Here is a 19,128-nt window from a genome sequence, read left to right on the forward strand (position 1 = left end):
ATCTTCAGCTAAATCACTTATCAAACAGATAGTGGTTTACGAGGTTTTCCAGCAGTTCCTGGTGCCCGCTCTGATGCTGCGGCGCCAGCTGATGTTGTTCAGCGTACTTCGCGATTTCCGCAAGCGATAACTGCCCTTTCAAAATTTGCTGGCCCAGCTCACTGTTCCAGCCGCTGTAACGCTTCGCTACGCGTTTATCCAGCTCGCCGTCTTCAATCATTCGAGCCGCCACTTTCAGCGCCAGCGCCATGGTGTCCATCGCGCCAATGTGGCCGTAGAACAGATCGTATTTGTCGGTGCTCTGACGACGCACCTTGGCGTCAAAGTTCAGGCCGCCGGTGGTGAAACCACCCGCTTTGACGATCTCGTACATCACCAGCGCATTCTCTTCCACGCTGTTCGGGAACTGGTCGGTGTCCCAGCCCAGCTGTGCATCGCCGCGGTTCGCATCGACAGAGCCGAAGATACCCAGCGCAATCGCAGACGCGATCTCGTGATGGAAAGAGTGGCCCGCCAGCGTGGCGTGGTTGGCCTCAATGTTCACTTTAATCTCTTTTTCCAGGCCGAACTGCTTCAGGAAGCCATACACCGTCGCCACGTCGTAGTCATACTGATGTTTGGTTGGTTCCTGCGGTTTCGGCTCGATCAGCAGCGTGCCGCGGAAGCCGATTTTGTGCTTATGGTCGACAACCATCTGCATAAAGCGGCCAATTTGTTCGCGCTCCTGGCGCAGGTCGGTGTTGAGCAGGGTTTCATAGCCTTCACGGCCCCCCCACAGGACATAGTTTTCACCGCCCAGCTGATGCGTGGCGTTCATTGCCGTCACCACCTGCGTGGCCGCCCAGCTAAACACGTCCGGATCCGGGTTAGTTGCCGCGCCCGCGCCGTAGCGAGGGTTGGTGAAGCAGTTTGCCGTGCCCCAGAGCAGCTTCACGCCGCTTTGCTGCTGTTTCGCCGCCAGCACATCCACCATCTGCGCGAAGTTGTTCAGATACTCTTTCAGCGACGCGCCTTCCGGCGATACGTCCACGTCATGGAAGCAGTAGTACGGCACGTTCAGCTTGTGGAAGAACTCAAACGCCACATCGGCTTTGCGTTTTGCCAGCTCGATGGCCTCACCCGGCTGCTGCCACGGGCGGTCAAATGACCCCACGCCGAACATATCGGCGCCGTTCCAGCAGAAGGTATGCCAGTAACAGGCGGCAAAGCGCAGATGATCTTCCATGCGCTTACCCAGCACCAGCTCATCCGGGTTGTAGTGACGAAATGCTAAAGGATTGGTCGTTTTTGGGCCTTCGTAACGAACACGATCGAGTTGGTCGAAATAAGCTTGCATATTGAGCTCCATAATCAGGGTATGCGGCGAGTCGTTGATACAGGAGTAATAGTGAATAGACATTTTGGGTTGCTCAATTACGTTATTTCACACTGCTATTGAGAGAATGCACAACTGTGCGCTGGCTCGCAAAATAATGCGCAGACAAACTATTTTTCGGCGCGTATTCCAGAATCAAATGTAATTAAGACGTTACGTATTTTAAAATCCGATCGCGGTCATAAATTCAGAAATAAACCAAATATCATAATGAGAAGATAAAAATCTGTAATTGCCAGCCCGCCTTTCCGCGTTAAAAATTTGCTGCGTCTCAGCAGTGAATGTTTCTTTTATCTCAGCAACACATACCCCTACAAAAAGGCCTAATAATTATGAAGATAAAGAACCTGACTCTAACGCTTTGCACTACGCTCCTCCTTGCAAGCTTTGCAGGACATGCCAAAGAGGTCAAAATTGGCATGGCGATTGACGACCTGCGTCTGGAGCGCTGGCAAAAAGATCGCGATATTTTTGTTAAAAAAGCAGAATCCCTCGGCGCCAGCGTGTTTGTTCAGTCGGCTAACGGCAACGAAGAAACACAAATGTCGCAGATCGAGAATATGATCAACCGTGGCGTCGATGTCCTGGTCATTATCCCCTATAACGGCCAGGTATTAAGTAACGTGGTGAAAGAAGCCAAACAGGAAGGCATAAAAGTCCTGGCCTATGACCGTATGATTAATAATGCGGACATTGATTATTATATTTCGTTCGACAATGAAAAAGTCGGGGAATTACAGGCGCAAAGCCTGATCGATAAAGTGCCTCAGGGCAATTATTTCCTGATGGGCGGCTCTCCGGTGGATAACAACGCCAAACTGTTCCGCGAAGGGCAAATGAAAGTCCTTAAGCCGTACATCGACAACGGGAAAATTAAAGTGGTTGGCGATCAGTGGGCCGACGGCTGGCTGCCAGAAAACGCGCTGAAGATTATGGAAAACGCGCTGACGGCCAACAACAACAAAATTGATGCGGTTGTGGCCTCTAACGATGCCACCGCAGGCGGCGCTATCCAGGCCCTGAGTGCCCAGGGTCTGGCCGGTAAAGTCGCCATTTCAGGACAGGATGCCGATCTGGCTGGCGTAAAACGCATTATCGCAGGCACCCAAACCATGACGGTCTACAAACCGATTACCCAGCTGGCCAATACGGCGGCGGAAATCGCCGTGGAGCTTGGTAATGGCCAACAACCTAAAGCAGACGCGACCCTGAATAACGGGCTGAAAGACGTTCCGGCTCGCCTGCTCACACCGATTGAAGTCAACAAAGAGAACATTGACGCAACCGTGGTTAAAGACGGTTTCCACAAGAAGAGCGAACTGTAATCCAGCGCGGCCCCTGCTCTGCGGGGGCGCATCACGTTGTACTGTTCTTCCCTCGGGTTATGTGGAGCGGTTATGCCTTATTTACTTGAAATGAAAAGCATCACCAAACGCTTCGGCACGGTGAAAGCCGTCGACAACGTCAGCCTCCGGTTGAACCCCGGCGAAGTGGTTTCGCTGTGCGGTGAGAACGGTTCGGGCAAGTCGACGCTGATGAAAGTGTTGTGCGGGATCTACCCGCACGGCAGCTACGAAGGCGAAATCGTCTTTGCCGGTGAAGTTATTCAGGCGACACACATCCGCGATACCGAACGCAAAGGCATCGCCATCATCCACCAGGAGCTGGCGCTGGTGAAGCATCTCACCGTGCTGGAGAACATCTTCCTCGGGGCCGAAATTTCCCGCCACGGCGTGCTGGATTACGACACCATGACGCTCCGCTGCGAAAAGCTGCTGGCGCAGGTGAGCCTCAACATTTCACCGGATACCCGCGTGGGGGATCTGGGCCTCGGGCAACAGCAGCTGGTCGAAATAGCGAAAGCGCTAAATAAACAGGTCAGGCTGCTGATCCTTGATGAGCCCACGGCCTCGCTCACCGAACAGGAAACCGCGGTTCTGCTCAATATCATCCGCGATCTGCAAAACCACGGCATCGCCTGTATCTACATCTCGCACAAGCTGAACGAGGTCAAAGCTATTTCGGACACCATCTGCGTGATCCGCGACGGGCAACACATCGGCACGCGTGAAGCCGCCGGGATGAGCGAAGATGACATCATCACCATGATGGTGGGCCGCGAGCTAACGGCACTTTACCCGAATGAACCCCACGCAACGGGCGATGAAGTGCTGCGCGTGGAAAACCTGACCGCGTGGCACCCCGTTAACCGCCACATTAAGCGCGTCAATAACGTCTCGTTTTCCCTTCGCCGTGGCGAAATTCTTGGGATTGCGGGCCTCGTCGGTGCCGGGCGCACCGAAGCCGTACAGTGTCTGTTTGGCGTGTGGCCGGGGCGCTGGGAGGGCACGATTTATATCGACGGTCAGCCGGTGAAAATCGACAACTGCCAGCAGGCGATTGCCCGCGGCATTGCCATGGTCCCGGAAGACCGTAAAAAAGACGGCATCGTGCCGGTCATGGCGGTGGGTAAAAACATTACGCTTGCGGCGCTCGATCGGTTCTCCGGCGCGCTGAGCAGCCTGGACGATGCCGCCGAGCAGCAGTGCATCCTCCAGTCGCTTGCCCGGCTGAAGGTCAAAACCTCCTCGCCAGAACTGGCGATTGGCCGCCTGAGCGGCGGCAACCAGCAGAAGGCGATTCTGGCGCGCTGCCTGCTTCTCAATCCACGCATATTAATCCTTGATGAGCCCACGCGCGGGATTGATATCGGTGCCAAATATGAAATCTACAAACTGATTAATCAGCTTGTACAGCAAGGGATTGCCGTCATTGTCATTTCGTCTGAGTTACCCGAAGTGCTCGGCCTGAGCGACCGCGTGCTGGTCATGCACGAGGGAAAACTGAAAGCCAACCTGATTAACCAGAACCTGACGCAGGAGCAGGTGATGGAAGCCGCTTTAAGGAGCGAACGTCATGTCGAAAAGCAATCCGTCTGATATCAAAGTCGCTGTTCCGACGCCCGGTGCGTTTGCGGGGCTAAAAGCGCTTAACCTGCAGGTTTTCGTGATGATCGCGGCAATTATCGTCATCATGCTGTTCTTTACCTGGATGACCGATGGCTCGTACTTAAGCGCGCGTAACGTCTCCAACCTGCTCCGCCAGACCGCCATCACCGGTATTCTGGCCGTGGGCATGGTGTTCGTGATTATCTCCGCGGAAATCGACCTGTCGGTCGGTTCGATGATGGGGCTCCTCGGCGGCGTGGCGGCGATTTTTGACGTCTGGCTCGGCTGGCCGCTGCCGCTGACCGTGGCGGTCACGCTGGTGCTGGGTCTGGTTCTGGGAGCCTGGAACGGCTGGTGGGTTGCCTACCGTAAGGTGCCATCGTTCATTGTCACCCTGGCGGGGATGCTGGCCTTCCGCGGGATCTTAATCGGCATCACCAACGGCACCACCGTCTCCCCCACCAGTGCGGCCATGTCGCAGATTGGCCAGAGTTACCTCTCAGACAGCATAGGCTTTACGATCGGTGTGATTGGGTTGCTGGCGTTTGTCGCGTGGCAGTGGCGTGGACGCATGCGTCGTCAGGCGCTGGGGCTGGCTTCTCCAGCGTCAACGTCGGTGGTGGGGCGTCAGGCGCTCACGGCGGTCATTGTGCTGGGCGCCATCTGGCTTTTAAACGATTATCGCGGTGTCCCGACACCCGTCCTGCTGCTGGCGCTTTTACTGCTGGGCGGCATGTTTATGGCCACGCGCACCGCGTTTGGCCGCCGTATTTATGCCATCGGCGGCAACCTTGAAGCTGCCCGCCTCTCGGGTATCAATGTTGAGCGCACCAAGCTGGCGGTCTTCGCCATTAACGGCCTGATGGTCGCTATCGCCGGGCTGATCCTCAGCTCGCGTCTCGGAGCTGGATCGCCCTCCGCCGGTAACATTGCCGAACTGGATGCTATCGCCGCCTGCGTCATTGGCGGCACCAGCCTCGCAGGGGGTATCGGTAGCGTGGCGGGCGCGGTCATGGGGGCATTTATCATGGCGTCGTTGGATAACGGGATGAGTATGATGGACGTCCCGACGTTTTGGCAGTATATCGTCAAGGGGGCCATTCTTTTACTGGCAGTCTGGATGGACTCGGCCACCAAGCGACGGGCCTGATAACCGTATTGTGACTTAATTGGGAAGTGAGCCATGTTTGAAAAGCGTCACCGCATTACGTTGTTATTCAATGCCAATAAAGCCTACGACCGTCAGGTGGTGGAAGGTGTTGGTGAATATTTGCAGGCGTCGCAATCCGAATGGGATATTTTTATTGAAGAAGATTTTCGCACCCGTCTGGAGAACATCAAAGACTGGCTGGGCGATGGCGTCATCGCCGACTATGACGATCCCGTCATCGAGCAACTGCTGACCGACGTCGACGTCCCGATTGTGGGCGTCGGCGGCTCCTACCATGCGCCCGAACACTATCCGCCGGTCCACTATATTGCCACCGATAACCATGCCCTGGTCGAGGCCGCCTTTCTTCATTTAAAAGAGAAAGGCGTCCATCGCTTCGCGTTTTATGGGTTACCGGCCACCAGCGGCAAGCGCTGGGCCGTTGAACGCGAACACGCGTTTTGCCAGCTGGTCGCGAAGGAAAAGTATCGCGGTGTGGTGTACCAGGGGCTGGAGACCGCGCCGGAAAACTGGCAGCACGCGCAAAACCGCCTGGCGGACTGGCTGCAAACGCTGCCGCCGCAAACCGGTATTATTGCCGTGACGGACGCCCGCGCGCGGCACGTGCTGCAGGTCTGCGAACACTTACACATTCCGGTGCCCGAAAAGCTGTGCGTGATTGGCATTGATAATGAAGAACTGACCCGCTATCTGTCTCGCGTGGCGCTCTCCTCCGTTGCACAGGGCACGCGTCAGATGGGTTATCAGGCGGCGAAGCTGCTGCATCGTCTGCTAGATAAAGAATCTCTGCCGCTTCAGCGCTTGCTCGTGCCTCCTGTCCGCGTCGTGGAACGTCGCTCAACCGATTATCGCTCCTTAAGCGACCCGGCCGTCATTCAGGCCATGCACTATATTCGCAACCACGCCTGCAAAGGGATTAAGGTCGATCAGGTGCTGGATTCGGTGGGTATTTCGCGCTCGAATCTGGAGAAGCGTTTTAAAGAAGAGGTGGGCGAAACCATTCATGCCGTCATCCATGCTGAAAAGCTGGAGAAAGCACGCAGCCTGCTCGTTTCCACGTCGCTGTCGATCAACGAAATCTCGCAGATGTGCGGTTACCCGTCTCTGCAATATTTCTATTCGGTGTTCCGCAAAGAGTATGACACCACGCCGAAAGAGTATCGGGATCGCCACAGCGAGGTGCTGATATAGAAAAGAAAACGCCTTCCAGTGGAAGGCGTTTTTTTTGAGATTACATATGAGCGGCGATTAAGCGCTGGTTATCCTGGTACATGGCGAACAGATAGTTGTTATAGCTCTGTCCCTTTGTCGAATAACCTTTCAGCTTGTGGATCATCGTACTGGCCGTCACTTCCTGGTCCGCTTTACGCAGCTGAGCGCGTGATTTACGGAACGATGAGTAGGCCGGGTGCGTGTTCAGATTTACCACGTAGGCGCTGACGGAATCTTTCACAGATTCAAACTGCGAATAGCCTTTCACCTTGCCAGGGGCATTGTTACAACGACCTTTCACACATTTCATGCCGAAAAGGTTGTTGTTGCTACGCGCAAGCTTAGACGTTCCCCAGCCGCTTTCGGCAGCAGCCATGGTCGCAACCATGCTGCCCGGGATGATATCTACACGCTCAAGGAGAGCATTCCACGGCACACGGCGGGTGTTACCGTTCCAGCTCAGCTTGTAGCGCTTCGTGATATCTTTCAGACGCGCGCGTTCAGACGGCGACCAGCGGCTATCGTACTGTTTGGAAATCAGCCAGTTACGATCCGCAGTAATCGCGGCATTTTGACTCGTGATGTAAGGCATTACCGTCCGGAGAAACGCTTTTTTCCTTGGTGTTCCGGAAGGGTATTTTCGCAAATCAGGAAGTGAACTACTCTTTGCACTATTGCGAGAATACTCTTGTTTACTGCTAACCTTACTACTTGTCGTCTTTATTACGTGGGCTTTCTTACTCGTTGTATCCGTGTGCGTCTTCGCAAGCACCTCACCCGAAAATGCCGTGGTGAGTAACATGAGTATCGCAGCCCCATATCGTCGAATGGGAGTCGATATCATTAGGTCTCCTGGTCGGATGTAATCATCCCAACACCTTATTTTTTTCACAAATTTGAGAGCGGAATCTCAAATCATATCAAAAATAGACTTCAAGAGCACGTATAGAAATAGTCCAATTCCGAAACTATGTCACCTGAAACTTGCTCATAAAAAAATCATTCCGCAGAAACTGTGTGCGCTATCGCAGATAACTGCCTAATTTTGCGCGAGATCACTCATCCTCACGCATCCTCCTGGCAGAAAGCGGCAGGGGATGAGTTTCAGCTCCCCGCCTGATGGCACACTGGTCAAAAATGCCGCGACAGGAAAAAGGAATGAAACGTACCGCATTAGCCTTTCTGATGTTACCCGCACTGGCGCATGCCGACTGGTCATCGCCGGGGTTTAGCGCGTTTAGCGCCGAAGGCACCGGGGTCTTCACCAGCCAGGCAAAGCTTGCGAAGGGTACGCGTCCTCTGACGCTGAGTTTTGACAAGACGTGCTGGCAGCCTGCGGACGCGATAAAACTCAATGAGATGCTATCGCTCAAGCCCTGTGACGGCGCACCGCCGCAGTGGCGCCTTTTCCGCGACGGTGACTACCAGATGCGGATTGATACCCGCTCCGGCACGCCCACCCTGCTGCTGACGATTCAGAGTGCCGCAGAACAGCCGGTTGCAAACGTCATCCGCCAGTGTCCGAAGTGGGACGGCAAACCACTGACGCTGGACGTCAGCAATACCTTCCCGGAAGGCTCCGTGGTGCGCGACTTCTACAGTAAACAGACGGCGACGGTGCAGAATGGAAAAATCACCCTGCAGCCAGCCGCCAACAGCAACGGCCTGCTGCTGCTTGAGCGCGCCGAAACCGACAAGCCTGCGCCGTTTAGCTGGCAAAACGCCACCGTCTATTTTGTACTGACCGACCGCTATGTGAATGGTGACCCGGGCAACGACAACAGTTACGGTCGCCATAAAGACGGCATGCAGGAGATTGGCACCTTCCACGGCGGTGACCTCAAGGGACTCGCCGGCAAGCTCGACTACTTACAGCAGCTGGGGGTGAATGCGCTCTGGATAAGCTCTCCGCTTGAGCAGATCCACGGCTGGGTTGGCGGTGGCACCAAAGGTGATTTCCCGCATTACGCCTATCACGGCTACTACACCCAGGATTGGACAAAGCTCGACGCCAATATGGGCACTGAGGATGACCTGCGCCAGCTTGTCGACGAAGCGCATAAGCGCGGGATCCGCATTCTGTTCGATATCGTCATGAACCACGTTGGCTATGCCACGCTGGCAGACATGCAGGAGTATCAGTTTGGAGCCCTGTACCTGCAGGGTGATGAGCTGAAAAAGACGCTGGGAGAACGCTGGACGGACTGGAAGCCGGGCGCGGGCCAAAGCTGGCACAGCTTTAACGACTACATCAACTTTAGCGACAAAGCCGCATGGGAAAAATGGTGGGGTAAAAAGTGGATCCGCACCGATATCGGCGATTACGACAATCCTGGCTTCGATGATTTGACCATGTCGCTGGCATTTCTGCCGGATCTGAAAACGGAATCCACGACGCCTTCCGGATTGCCAAACTTTTACCAACACAAGTCCGATACCCACGCGAAGGCCATCCCGGGATATACCCCGCGCGATTATCTGACCCACTGGCTCAGCCAGTGGGTCCGCGACTACGGCATCGACGGTTTCCGGGTGGATACGGCTAAACACGTTGAGCTTGCGGCCTGGCAACAGCTGAAAGACCAGGCAAGCCAGGCGCTGGCCGCCTGGAAAGGGGCGAACCCGGACAAAAAGCTCGACAACGCACCGTTCTGGATGACCGGGGAATCCTGGGGCCACGGGGTGATGCAAAGCGATTATTACCGCCACGGTTTTGATGCGATGATCAACTTTGATTATCAGGAGCAGGCGGCAAAAGCGGTGGATTGCCTGGCCGACATGGATCTCACCTGGCAGCAAATGGCGGAGAAGCTGCAAAGCTTCAACGTGCTGAGCTATCTCTCATCACACGATACGCGTCTGTTCCGCGAAGGGGGCCAGCGCGCGGCGGAGCTGCTTCTGCTGGCGCCGGGCAGCGTACAAATCTATTACGGGGATGAATCCGAACGTCCGTTTGGGCCAACAGGCTCCGACCCGCTGCAGGGCACCCGTTCGGATATGAACTGGCAGGACGTCACGGGCAAGCAGGCCCTAACCGTCGCCCACTGGCAAACGCTGGGCCAGTTCCGCGCCCGCCATCCGGCGATCGGTGAAGGCAAGCAAACCACGCTGTCGCTGAAAGAGGGGTACGGCTTCGTGCGCGAGCACAATGGCGATAAGGTGATGGTGGTATGGGCAGGTAATCAGTAGACCACACCCCTCACCCTAACCCTAACCCTCTCCCCACAGGGGAGAGGGAATTGCACTGTGCGGTCTTTCCCCCTCGCCCCTTTGGGGAGAGGGCCGGGGTGAGGGGCGCTCACCAGAACTATTCACTACCCAAATCAAACTCTGCCATACAAAACAACAAATCCGACCACATCACCCGATTTGCACCAGCACGGTGCTAGCGTTATGGTTACCCACTTTCAAAATAAGCTCGACAGATCACCTGCTATGACGTTTTCACTTTTCGGCGACAAATTTACCCGCCATTCAGGCATTACTCGCCTGATGGAGGACCTCAACGACGGGCTGCGCACACCGGGCGCAATCATGCTCGGCGGCGGAAACCCGGCTCAAATCCCGGAGATGACGACCTATTTCCAGACGCTGCTCGCTCAGATGCTGGAAAGCGGCAAAGCAACCGATGCGCTTTGCAATTACGACGGCCCGCAGGGTAAAACCGAGCTGCTGGCACTCCTCGCCGAAATGCTGCGTGACGAGCTGGGTTGGGATATCGAACCACAGAATATTGCACTAACAAACGGCAGCCAGAGCGCGTTTTTCTACTTGTTTAACCTGTTCGCAGGGCGTCGCGCCGACGGCACCACCAAAAAAGTGCTGTTCCCGCTGGCACCGGAGTATATCGGCTACGCTGATTCCGGCCTGGAAGAGGATCTGTTCGTCTCCGCGCGCCCGAATATTGAGCTGCTGCCGGAAGGCCAGTTCAAATATCACGTCGATTTTGAACACCTGCATATTGGTGAAGAGACGGGCATGATCTGCGTATCGCGTCCGACTAACCCAACGGGCAACGTGATCACCGACGACGAACTGATGAAGCTGGATGCGCTCGCAAATCAGCACGGCATTCCGCTGGTGATCGATAACGCCTACGGCGTGCCGTTCCCGGGCATTATCTTCAGCGAAGCACGTCCGCTGTGGAACCCGAACATTGTCCTGTGCATGAGCCTCTCTAAGCTGGGTCTGCCGGGCAGCCGCTGCGGCATCATCATCGCTAACGAGAAAATCATCACCGCCATTACCAATATGAACGGCATTATCAGCCTTTCACCGGGCGGCATTGGCCCGGCGATGATGTGCGAAATGATTAAGCGCAACGACCTGCTGCGTCTGTCCAATGACGTGATCAAACCGTTCTACTACCAGCGCGTTCAGGAGACAATTGCGACAATTCGCCGCTATTTGCCGGAAGAACGCTGCCTGATCCACAAGCCTGAAGGGGCGATTTTCCTGTGGCTGTGGTTTAAGGATTTGCCGATCACCACCGAGCTGCTTTACCAGCGCCTGAAAAAGCGCGGCGTGCTGATGGTACCAGGCGATTATTTCTTCCCGGGGCTCGATAAGCCGTGGCCGCATACTCACCAGTGCATGCGCATGAACTATGTGCCCGACCCGGAAAAAATCGAAGCGGGGGTTAAGATCCTCGCCGAAGAAATCGAAAAAGCCTGGCGCGAAGACGGTTAGTAAAACCCTACGCCAGATAACGTTGCCGCTCGGCGCGTAATCTGGCGGGATCGACACAGCTTAACGCGTGGGTTGGACAGGCCTCCACGCAGGCCGGTCCGCCTTCGCGATGCACACATAAATCGCATTTCAGCGCCTGCGCCCTATTTCCCTCCTGACGAACCTGCATCGCCCCAAACGGACACGCCACCACACAGCTTTTGCACCCAATGCAGCGCGTCTGTTCAACAAGCCAGGCTCCCGTCGTGCGGCTGATGGCATGGGTTGGACAGACGTTAGCACAGGGCGCGTCCTCGCACTGATGGCAACCCACGGCCGTAGTGTAGGCGCTCCCCTTAACCACCCGAAGGCGGGGGGTAAAGGCATGAGCGGAGACAGTGCTCTGATGCGACACCGCGCAGGCCACTTCGCAGGTGCGACACCCAATGCATTTTTCCGCATCCGCCATGATAAATCGGTTCATCTGTTACGCCTCGCGCACGTTAAAACCCAGCTCTTTTGAAATAGCCTCTGCCGTTTCGCGCAGCGGCTTGAGCAGGTTCTTCTCACCCACCTGCTTCATGCGCGACGTTGATAGCGAAATGGAGATCGCATACGGGACGCGGCCGTGGATATCAAATACCGGCACGGCAATGCAGGAAACGCCCAGCTCGTTCTCTTCTTTGTCCATCGCCATGCTGCGATCGCGAATTTCCGCCAGCTCATCATACATCGCACTCAGCTCAGTGATGGTGTTGCGCGTCAAAGGTTGGATCTGTTCCTGATGGCTTTCCCAGTAGCTCGCCACGTAATCCTGATGACCAAACGCCATGTAGATCTTGCCCATTGCGGAGCAGTAGAGCGGCATATGCTGACCGATATAGGCGCGCGTGCGCAGCATACCGGTTGTCGGTTCGAGCTTGTAAATCAGGATCGCGTGGTCATCTTCCCGGCTGGAGAAGTTCACCGTCTCGCCGGTCGCAATGTTCAGCGCTTCGAGGTGCGGAGCGGCCACGTGGATGATATTCAGCGACGACAGCGCCTTTTGCCCGACGGCGATAAATTTGGTGGTCAGGCGATAGCTGCCCGCCGCGGGTGCCGGGGTCACGTACCCGCACGACTGTAGTCCCTGCAGCAAGCGGTGCACGGTGCTCTTATTCAGCCCCGCCAGTTCCGATAAATGCGCAAGCGGACATCCGTTCGGATAGTTGCTGAGGATCTCAATCAGCATCAGGCCGCGAAACAAGCTCTGGCTGCCTGCTGGCCTCTCTTTTTCTTGCGTCATTTCGCTCTCTTTCATGCTCATTAAATGGCTCCTTTTTGTCGCGCCCTGATGGTAGCGCAAAGTGTGGCTCAGTTCACGATCTCAACAGAAAAAACACAACCTTTTGATTTTAATCGATTTTGAAAAACATGAATGTCGTTGATCTGACAAAATTTGATCGCTATATTTGAAATCAGATTTCGCATAGTGAAATTTAGCGATAAAAAAGCACTCGCACTTGCCCCTTAAAAGAACAGGAGAACAGGGATGAAAGTGACCTTTGAAGAGTTGAAAGCGGCGTTCAATCGGGTCCTGCTCGATCGCGGCGTGAAAGCGGAAACCGCAGACGCCTGCGCCGAGATGTTCGCCCGCACCACGGAGTCCGGCGTCTATTCACACGGCGTTAACCGCTTCCCGCGCTTTATTCAGCAGCTTGATGCAGGCGATATCATTCCCGACGCACAGCCAAAACGGGTGATGACATTAGGGGCTATCGAACAGTGGGACGCCCAGCGCGCCATCGGCAACCTGACGGCGAAAAAGATGATGGATCGCGCCACCGAGTTGGCGTCCGACCACGGCATCGGTCTGGTGGCACTGCGCAACGCGAACCACTGGATGCGCGGCGGCAGCTATGGCTGGCAGGCGGCGGAGAAAGGCTATATCGGCATTTGCTGGACCAACTCTATCGCCGTGATGCCCGCATGGGGATCAAAAGAATGCTGCATCGGCACCAACCCGCTGATCGTGGCTATTCCTTCTAACCCGATCACCATGGTCGATATGTCGATGTCGATGTTCTCCTACGGCATGCTGGAAGTGAATCGCCTGGCCGGGCGCGAGCTGCCGGTCGATGGCGGCTTCGACGACGAGGGCAATCTCACCCGAGAGCCGGGCGTGATTGAGAAAAACCGCCGTATTCTGCCGATGGGCTACTGGAAAGGGTCCGGCTTATCCATCGTGCTCGATATGATCGCCACCCTGCTCTCCAACGGATCCTCCGTCGCGGAAGTGACCCAGGACAACAGCGACGAGTATGGCGTGTCGCAGATCTTTATCGCCATCGAGGTTGATCGCCTGGTCGACGGCCCAACCCGCGATGCCAAACTGCAGCGCATCATGGACTTCGTCACCACCGCAGAACGCGCTGATGAAAACGTCGCCGTCCGTCTCCCGGGGCATGAGTTTACGCGCCTGCTGGAAGAGAACCGCCGCGACGGCATCACCATCGACGACAGCGTGTGGGCGAAAATCCAGTCTCTGTAAGGAGTGGACCATGATATTCGGACATATTTCCCAGCCAAATCCGTGTCGCCTGCCGCGGGCGATTGAAAAAGCACTTAATTTTCTGCGCACTACGGATTTCACCACCCTGGCGCCAGGCGTGGTGGAAATTGAAGGCCGCACTATTTTTGCCCAGGTTCTCGACCTGACGACAAAGGAACCGCACGAGAACCGTCCTGAAGTGCACCGCCGCTATCTGGATATTCAGTTTTTGGCATGGGGTGAAGAGAAAATCGGTATCGCTATTGATACCGGCAATAACGAAATAAGCGAATCATTACTGGAACAGCGGGATATTATTTTTTATCACGACAGCGAAAATGAATCCTTTATCGAAATGACACCTGGCAGCTATGCCCTATTTTTCCCGCAGGATGTGCATCGTCCTGCCTGTATTAAAAACAAGGGATCCGCAATTCGTAAAATTGTGGTGAAAGTGGCAATCAGCGAATTAGATTAATTTTCTGATATACCCTAAATAATTCGAGTTGCAGGAAGGCGGCAAGAGAGTGAATCACCAGGAGCTTACATAAGTAAGTGACTGGGGTGAACGAGCGCAGCCAACGCACATGCAACTTGAAGTATGACGGGTATAAATACAGGAACGCGAAATGACCAATACCGGTTTTATTATTGGTGCGTACCCCTGCGCACCCTCGTTTCACCAGAAAGGGGAACAAGAAGAACAAACTTTCTGGCGGGAACTTTCCGACACGCCGAATATCCGCGGGCTGGAACAGCCGTGCCTTGAACATCTCCATCCGTTTGGGGATGAATGGCTGTTCCGCCATACGCCGGGTGACTGGCAAATCGTCGTTACAGCAGTGATGGAAACCATGCGCCGCCGCGGCAGCAGCAACGGCGCGTTTGGCCTGGCCTCAGCCGACGAAGCGCAGCGTAAAGCTTGCGTCGAGTTCTACCGCCACCTGCACCAGAAAGTTAACGCCGTGAACGCCCGTTTTCCTGGCAAAGTGATTGCCATGGAAATGCAGGCAGCCCCGCAGGCGGGCAATGCTTCCGTCGAACAGGCCACCGAGGCGTTTTCCCGCTCGATTCGGGAAATCGCGGGCTGGGACTGGGACTGCGATCTGGTGCTGGAACACTGCGATGCCATGAACGGTCCTGTACCGCGCAAGGGCTTCCTGCCCTTAGAGCAGGTGCTGGAGGTGGTGAAAGAGACGGATATCAGCGTCTGCATCAACTGGGCGCGGTCGGCCATCGAAGGTCGTAATACGACGCTCCCGCTGGAACATGTTCAGGCCGCGCTCAAAGCCGGAAAGCTGGGGGCACTGATGTTTTCGGGCACGACTACCAGCGGTGAATATGGTGAATGGCAGGATCTGCACGCGCCGTTTTCTTCATTCTGCGCCGACAGTTTGATGTCAACTGAACACGCAAAATCACTCTTTACTGCGGCGAGCGCCGCAACGTTGAAATTCTCCGGTATTAAATTACTGGAAATAAATGCTAATGCTGACGTCAGCCATCGCATCGCTATTTTGCGTGACGGTATTAGCGAAATGAATAAAGCAACGCAATAACAATAAAAATATCCCTATTCCGGTTACATTGACTGAGACAGTAAATATGAACACTTACTCGAATACTCTACAAGCGGACATTCCGCGCCAGCGCTGGCTAAGAATCATTCCTCCCATTCTTATCGCCTGCATTATTTCATATATGGACCGCGTGAATATCGCGTTTGCGATGCCGGGTGGTATGGATGAAGAATTAGGTATTACCGCAACGATGGCAGGCCTGGCGGGCGGGATCTTCTTTATCGGCTATCTGTTCCTGCAGGTTCCCGGCGGCAAGATTGCCGTGCACGGCAGCGGCAAGAAGTTTATCGGCTGGTCGCTGGTTGCCTGGGCGGTGATCTCGGTGCTCACGGGCCTCGTGACGAATCAGTATCAGCTTCTGGTGCTGCGCTTCTTACTCGGCGTGGCGGAAGGCGGGATGCTGCCCGTTGTGCTCACCATGATCAGCAACTGGTTCCCGGACGCCGAGCGCGGTCGCGCCAACGCCATTGTGATCATGTTCGTGCCCATCGCCGGGATTATCACCGCCCCGCTGTCGGGCTGGATTATTACCGCACTCGACTGGCGCTGGCTGTTCATCATTGAAGGTCTGATGTCCGTCGTTGTGCTGGTGCTGTGGGCGTTCACCGTGTACGACCGACCGCAGGAAGCCCGCTGGATTTCAGAGGCGGAGAAAAACTATCTGGTGCAAACGCTGGCGGCGGAGCAGCAGGCCATCGCCGGAAAAGAGGTAAAAAACGCCTCGCTCAGCGCCGTACTGTCCGACAAAACCATGTGGCAACTGATCGCCCTGAACTTCTTCTACCAGACTGGGATTTACGGCTACACCCTCTGGCTGCCGACCATTCTAAAAGAGCTGACGCACACCAGCATTGGTCAGGTGGGCATGCTCGCCATCCTGCCTTACATCGGGGCCATTGCGGGCATGTTCCTGTTCTCTACGCTCTCTGACCGCACCGGCAAGCGCAAGCTGTTTGTCTCCCTGCCGTTGATTGGCTTCGCGCTCTGCATGTTCCTCTCCGTGGCGCTGAAAGAGAGTACCTGGCTGGCGTATTCCGCGCTGGTGGGCTGCGGGTTCTTCCTGCAATCCGCCGCAGGCGTGTTCTGGACCATTCCGGCGCGACTGTTCAGCGCAGAGATGGCGGGCGGCGCGCGCGGCGTGATCAACGCCCTGGGCAACCTTGGCGGGTTCTGCGGCCCGTATGCGGTTGGCGTGCTGATCACCCTCTATAGCAAAGATGCGGGCGTTTACTGCCTGGCGGTGTCGCTGGCGCTGGCGTCACTGCTGGCCCTGCTGTTACCGGCGAAATGCGATGCCGGCGCAGAGCCTAATCCCACGGTGACTCCGCATAAGCGTGCGGCCTGATGCCCTCACCCCAGCCCTCTCCCACGGGGAGAGGGAGAAAACCGAACCGTAGGCCGGGTAAGCAACGCGCCACCCGGCAAGTAAGCGCACCGAACCGTAGGCCGGGTAAGCGAAGCGCCACCCGGCGAATAAGTGAGATGAAGATGAGTGAAAAAGAGCCCTTCTGGCTGGGTATCGATTGTGGCGGTACTTATCTGAAAGCCGGTTTATACAACAGCCAGGGCAAGGAAGTTTGTATCGAGCGTCGCTCCGTTGCCACGCTAAGCCCGCGTGCTGGCTATGCGGAGCGGGATATGCCCCTGCTCTGGCAGCACTGCCACGCAACCATCGCCGCGTTGCTTAAGAATTCAGGTGTAAACGGCAACCAGATTAAAGGGGTCGGCATTTCTGCACAGGGTAAGGGACTGTTTCTGCTCGATAAACAGGACCAGCCGCTGGGCAACGCCATACTCTCCTCTGACCGCCGGGCGCTGGATATTGTTCAGCGCTGGCAGCAGGACGGCATTCCCGAAAAGCTCTACCCGCATACGCGCCAGACGCTGTGGACCGGGCACCCGGCCTCGCTCCTGCGCTGGGTGAAAGAGAACGAACCGCAGCGGTACCAGCAGATTGGCAGCGTGATGATGGCGCACGACTATCTTCGCTGGTGTCTGACCGGCGTGAAGGGCTGCGAGGAGAGCAATATCTCCGAGTCCAATCTCTACAACATGAATACCGGGAAATACGACCCACAGCTTACGCGCTGGCTCGGTATCAGCGAAATTGACGGCGCCCTGCCGCCGATTGTCGGTTCAGCAGAAATTTGCGGGGAAATCACCGCTCAGGCAGCCGCACTTACCGGTCTCGCGGCGGGCACGCCCGTCGTTGGTGGACTGTTTGATGTGGTTTCCACCGCAGTCTGCGCCGGGCTGCAAGACCAGCACACGCTGAATGCCGTGATGGGCACCTGGGCCGTCACCAGCGGGATCGCCAGTGCGCTTCGCGATAACGAACCCTTCCCGTACGTCTATGGCCGCTACGTTCACCCGCAGCAGTACATCGTTCACGAAGCCAGCCCCACCTCATCCGGCAATCTTGAGTGGCTCACTGCCCAATGGGGCGATATGTCATTCGATGAGATCAACCATGCCGTCGCCAGCCTTCCGAAAGCGGAAAGCGATGTGTACTTCCTGCCATTTCTCTACGGCAGTAACGCCGGGCTGGAGATGACCAGTGGTTTTTACGGCATGCAGGCGCTACACACCCGCGCGCACCTGCTGCAGGCGGTTTACGAAGGCGTGGTGTTCAGCCACATGACCCACCTTAACCGCATGCTCGAACGCTTTACCCAGGTGCAGGCGCTGCGCGTGACGGGTGGCCCGGCCCATTCGGACGTGTGGATGCAAATGCTCGCCGACGTCAGCGGGCTGGCCATTGAGCTGCCGCAAGTGGAAGAGACGGGGTGCTCCGGCGCGGCGCTGGCGGCGATGGTGGGTACCGGTGCGTTCACCGACTTCCACTCAGCGCAGCGCGCGCTCAAACATGACATCCGGGTGATTGAACCGGACATGCGCGCCCATGCGGCCTACCAGCGCAAATATCACCGTTACCAGTTACTGATTTCAGCACTACAGGGCTATCACGCCCGTGTTAAGGAGTACGACCTATGAGCCGACCATTACTGCAGCTGGCGCTCGACCACACTTCACTGCAGGCCGCGCAGCGCGACGTCGCGACGCTTTCAGATCACGTCGATATCGTCGAAGCGGGCACCATTTTGTGCCTGACAGAAGGGCTGAACGCCGTGCGCGCCCTGCGCGAGCAGTGCCTGGATAAGATCGTCGTTGCGGACTGGAAAGTGGCCGACGCCGGAGAAACGCTGGCAGAACAGGCGTTTGGCGCGGGCGCGAACTGGATGACCATCATCTGCGCCGCGCCGCTGGCCACCGTTGAACGAGGCCACGAGGTGGCGCTGCGCTGCGGAGGTGAAATCCAGATGGAACTCTTTGGCAACTGGACGCTGGACGACGCGCGCGCATGGCATCGCGTCGGCGTGAAGCAGGCAATCTATCACCGCGGGCGCGACGCACAGGCGAGCGGTCAGCAGTGGGGCGAAGCGGATCTCGCGAAAATGAAAGCGCTCTCCGACATCGGTTTACAGCTTTCGATTACCGGCGGCATTACCCCCGCCGATCTGCCGCTCTTTAAGCAGATCAACGTCAAAGCCTTTATTGCCGGGCGCGCGCTGGCAGGCGCCGTCAATCCACCGCAGGTGGCGCAGGCATTCCATTCGCAAATTCGCGACATCTGGGGAGCATAA

The 19,128-nt window shown here is 56.2% G+C and carries 16 protein-coding genes; 12 read left to right on the forward strand and 4 right to left on the reverse strand.

Translation table 11 applies throughout. The annotated features are described in order from the left end of the window. Positions 1–13 precede the first annotated feature (13 nt). Positions 14–1,336 (reverse strand): xylose isomerase, encoded by a 1,323-nt coding sequence (gene xylA, locus NQ230_RS22330; protein ID WP_121426086.1) that lies wholly within the window; start codon positions 1,334–1,336, stop codon positions 14–16. 371 nt (positions 1,337–1,707) lie between these two features. Here xylA and xylF point away from each other — a divergent pair, with 371 nt between their 5' ends. From xylF to xylR, 4 genes are all read left to right on the forward strand, one after another. After that, positions 1,708–2,700 carry a D-xylose ABC transporter substrate-binding protein gene (gene xylF / locus NQ230_RS22335; protein ID WP_213822159.1) on the forward strand — a complete coding sequence of 331 codons (993 nt, stop codon included), beginning with the start codon at positions 1,708–1,710 and terminating at the stop codon, positions 2,698–2,700. A 72-nt stretch (positions 2,701–2,772) separates the two neighbouring features. Next, a complete protein-coding gene (locus NQ230_RS22340) occupies positions 2,773–4,314 on the forward strand; it encodes a xylose ABC transporter ATP-binding protein (protein ID WP_121425982.1) in 1,542 nt (513 codons plus the stop codon). Continuing rightward, the gene (xylH, locus tag NQ230_RS22345) at positions 4,292–5,473 is read left to right on the forward strand and encodes a xylose ABC transporter permease XylH (protein WP_025759156.1); all 1,182 of its coding nucleotides are present in this window, start codon (positions 4,292–4,294) and stop codon (positions 5,471–5,473) included. Before NQ230_RS22340 ends, xylH begins: the two co-directional genes overlap by 23 nt. 33 nt (positions 5,474–5,506) lie before the next feature. Next, on the forward strand, positions 5,507–6,685 hold the full coding sequence (gene xylR, locus NQ230_RS22350; RefSeq protein ID WP_257259262.1) for a D-xylose utilization transcriptional activator XylR: 1,179 nt from the start codon (positions 5,507–5,509) through the stop codon (positions 6,683–6,685). A 40-nt stretch (positions 6,686–6,725) separates the two neighbouring features. On the opposite strand, the gene NQ230_RS22355 is transcribed toward xylR, so the two are convergent. After that, the gene (locus NQ230_RS22355; RefSeq protein WP_032661838.1) at positions 6,726–7,550 is read right to left on the reverse strand and encodes a protein bax; all 825 of its coding nucleotides are present in this window, start codon (positions 7,548–7,550) and stop codon (positions 6,726–6,728) included. A gap of 314 nt (positions 7,551–7,864) precedes the next feature. On the opposite strand from NQ230_RS22355, the gene NQ230_RS22360 reads away from it, so the two are divergent. Both NQ230_RS22360 and avtA read left to right on the forward strand, forming a co-directional pair. Then, on the forward strand, positions 7,865–9,895 hold the full coding sequence (locus NQ230_RS22360; RefSeq protein ID WP_257259274.1) for an alpha-amylase: 2,031 nt from the start codon (positions 7,865–7,867) through the stop codon (positions 9,893–9,895). Between the two features lie 246 nt (positions 9,896–10,141). Continuing rightward, the gene (gene avtA / locus NQ230_RS22365; RefSeq protein WP_213822163.1) at positions 10,142–11,395 is read left to right on the forward strand and encodes a valine--pyruvate transaminase; all 1,254 of its coding nucleotides are present in this window, start codon (positions 10,142–10,144) and stop codon (positions 11,393–11,395) included. 7 nt (positions 11,396–11,402) lie between these two features. Here avtA and NQ230_RS22370 read toward each other — a convergent pair whose 3' ends face one another. Next, positions 11,403–11,858, reverse strand: coding sequence for a 4Fe-4S dicluster domain-containing protein (locus NQ230_RS22370; protein ID WP_219322101.1), 456 nt, complete (start codon positions 11,856–11,858; stop codon positions 11,403–11,405). 3 nt (positions 11,859–11,861) lie between these two features. Continuing rightward, on the reverse strand, positions 11,862–12,680 hold the full coding sequence (gene yiaJ / locus NQ230_RS22375) for an IclR family transcriptional regulator YiaJ (RefSeq protein ID WP_021242452.1): 819 nt from the start codon (positions 12,678–12,680) through the stop codon (positions 11,862–11,864). Between the two features lie 225 nt (positions 12,681–12,905). Between yiaJ and yiaK the strand changes: the two genes are divergently transcribed. From yiaK to ulaD, 6 genes are all read left to right on the forward strand, one after another. Further along, positions 12,906–13,904: a 3-dehydro-L-gulonate 2-dehydrogenase gene (yiaK, locus tag NQ230_RS22380; protein ID WP_257259281.1), complete on the forward strand. Its 999-nt coding sequence runs from the start codon at positions 12,906–12,908 to the stop codon at positions 13,902–13,904. Between the two features lie 10 nt (positions 13,905–13,914). Continuing rightward, positions 13,915–14,382, forward strand: coding sequence for a YhcH/YjgK/YiaL family protein (locus tag NQ230_RS22385; protein ID WP_121425989.1), 468 nt, complete (start codon positions 13,915–13,917; stop codon positions 14,380–14,382). 151 nt (positions 14,383–14,533) lie between these two features. Continuing rightward, complete coding sequence (locus NQ230_RS22390; protein WP_257259286.1) at positions 14,534–15,463, forward strand: DUF4862 family protein; 930 nt, start codon at positions 14,534–14,536, stop codon at positions 15,461–15,463. Between the two features lie 46 nt (positions 15,464–15,509). Further along, on the forward strand, positions 15,510–16,829 hold the full coding sequence (locus tag NQ230_RS22395; RefSeq protein WP_159515270.1) for an MFS transporter: 1,320 nt from the start codon (positions 15,510–15,512) through the stop codon (positions 16,827–16,829). A gap of 143 nt (positions 16,830–16,972) precedes the next feature. Continuing rightward, positions 16,973–18,478 (forward strand): FGGY-family carbohydrate kinase, encoded by a 1,506-nt coding sequence (locus tag NQ230_RS22400; protein ID WP_257259290.1) that lies wholly within the window; start codon positions 16,973–16,975, stop codon positions 18,476–18,478. Next, complete coding sequence (gene ulaD / locus NQ230_RS22405; protein ID WP_257259293.1) at positions 18,475–19,128, forward strand: 3-keto-L-gulonate-6-phosphate decarboxylase UlaD; 654 nt, start codon at positions 18,475–18,477, stop codon at positions 19,126–19,128. The genes NQ230_RS22400 and ulaD overlap by 4 nt, the downstream gene beginning before the upstream one ends.

It is taken from the genome of Enterobacter asburiae (assembly GCF_024599655.1).
GTDB classification, from domain to species: Bacteria; Pseudomonadota; Gammaproteobacteria; order Enterobacterales; family Enterobacteriaceae; genus Enterobacter; species Enterobacter asburiae_D.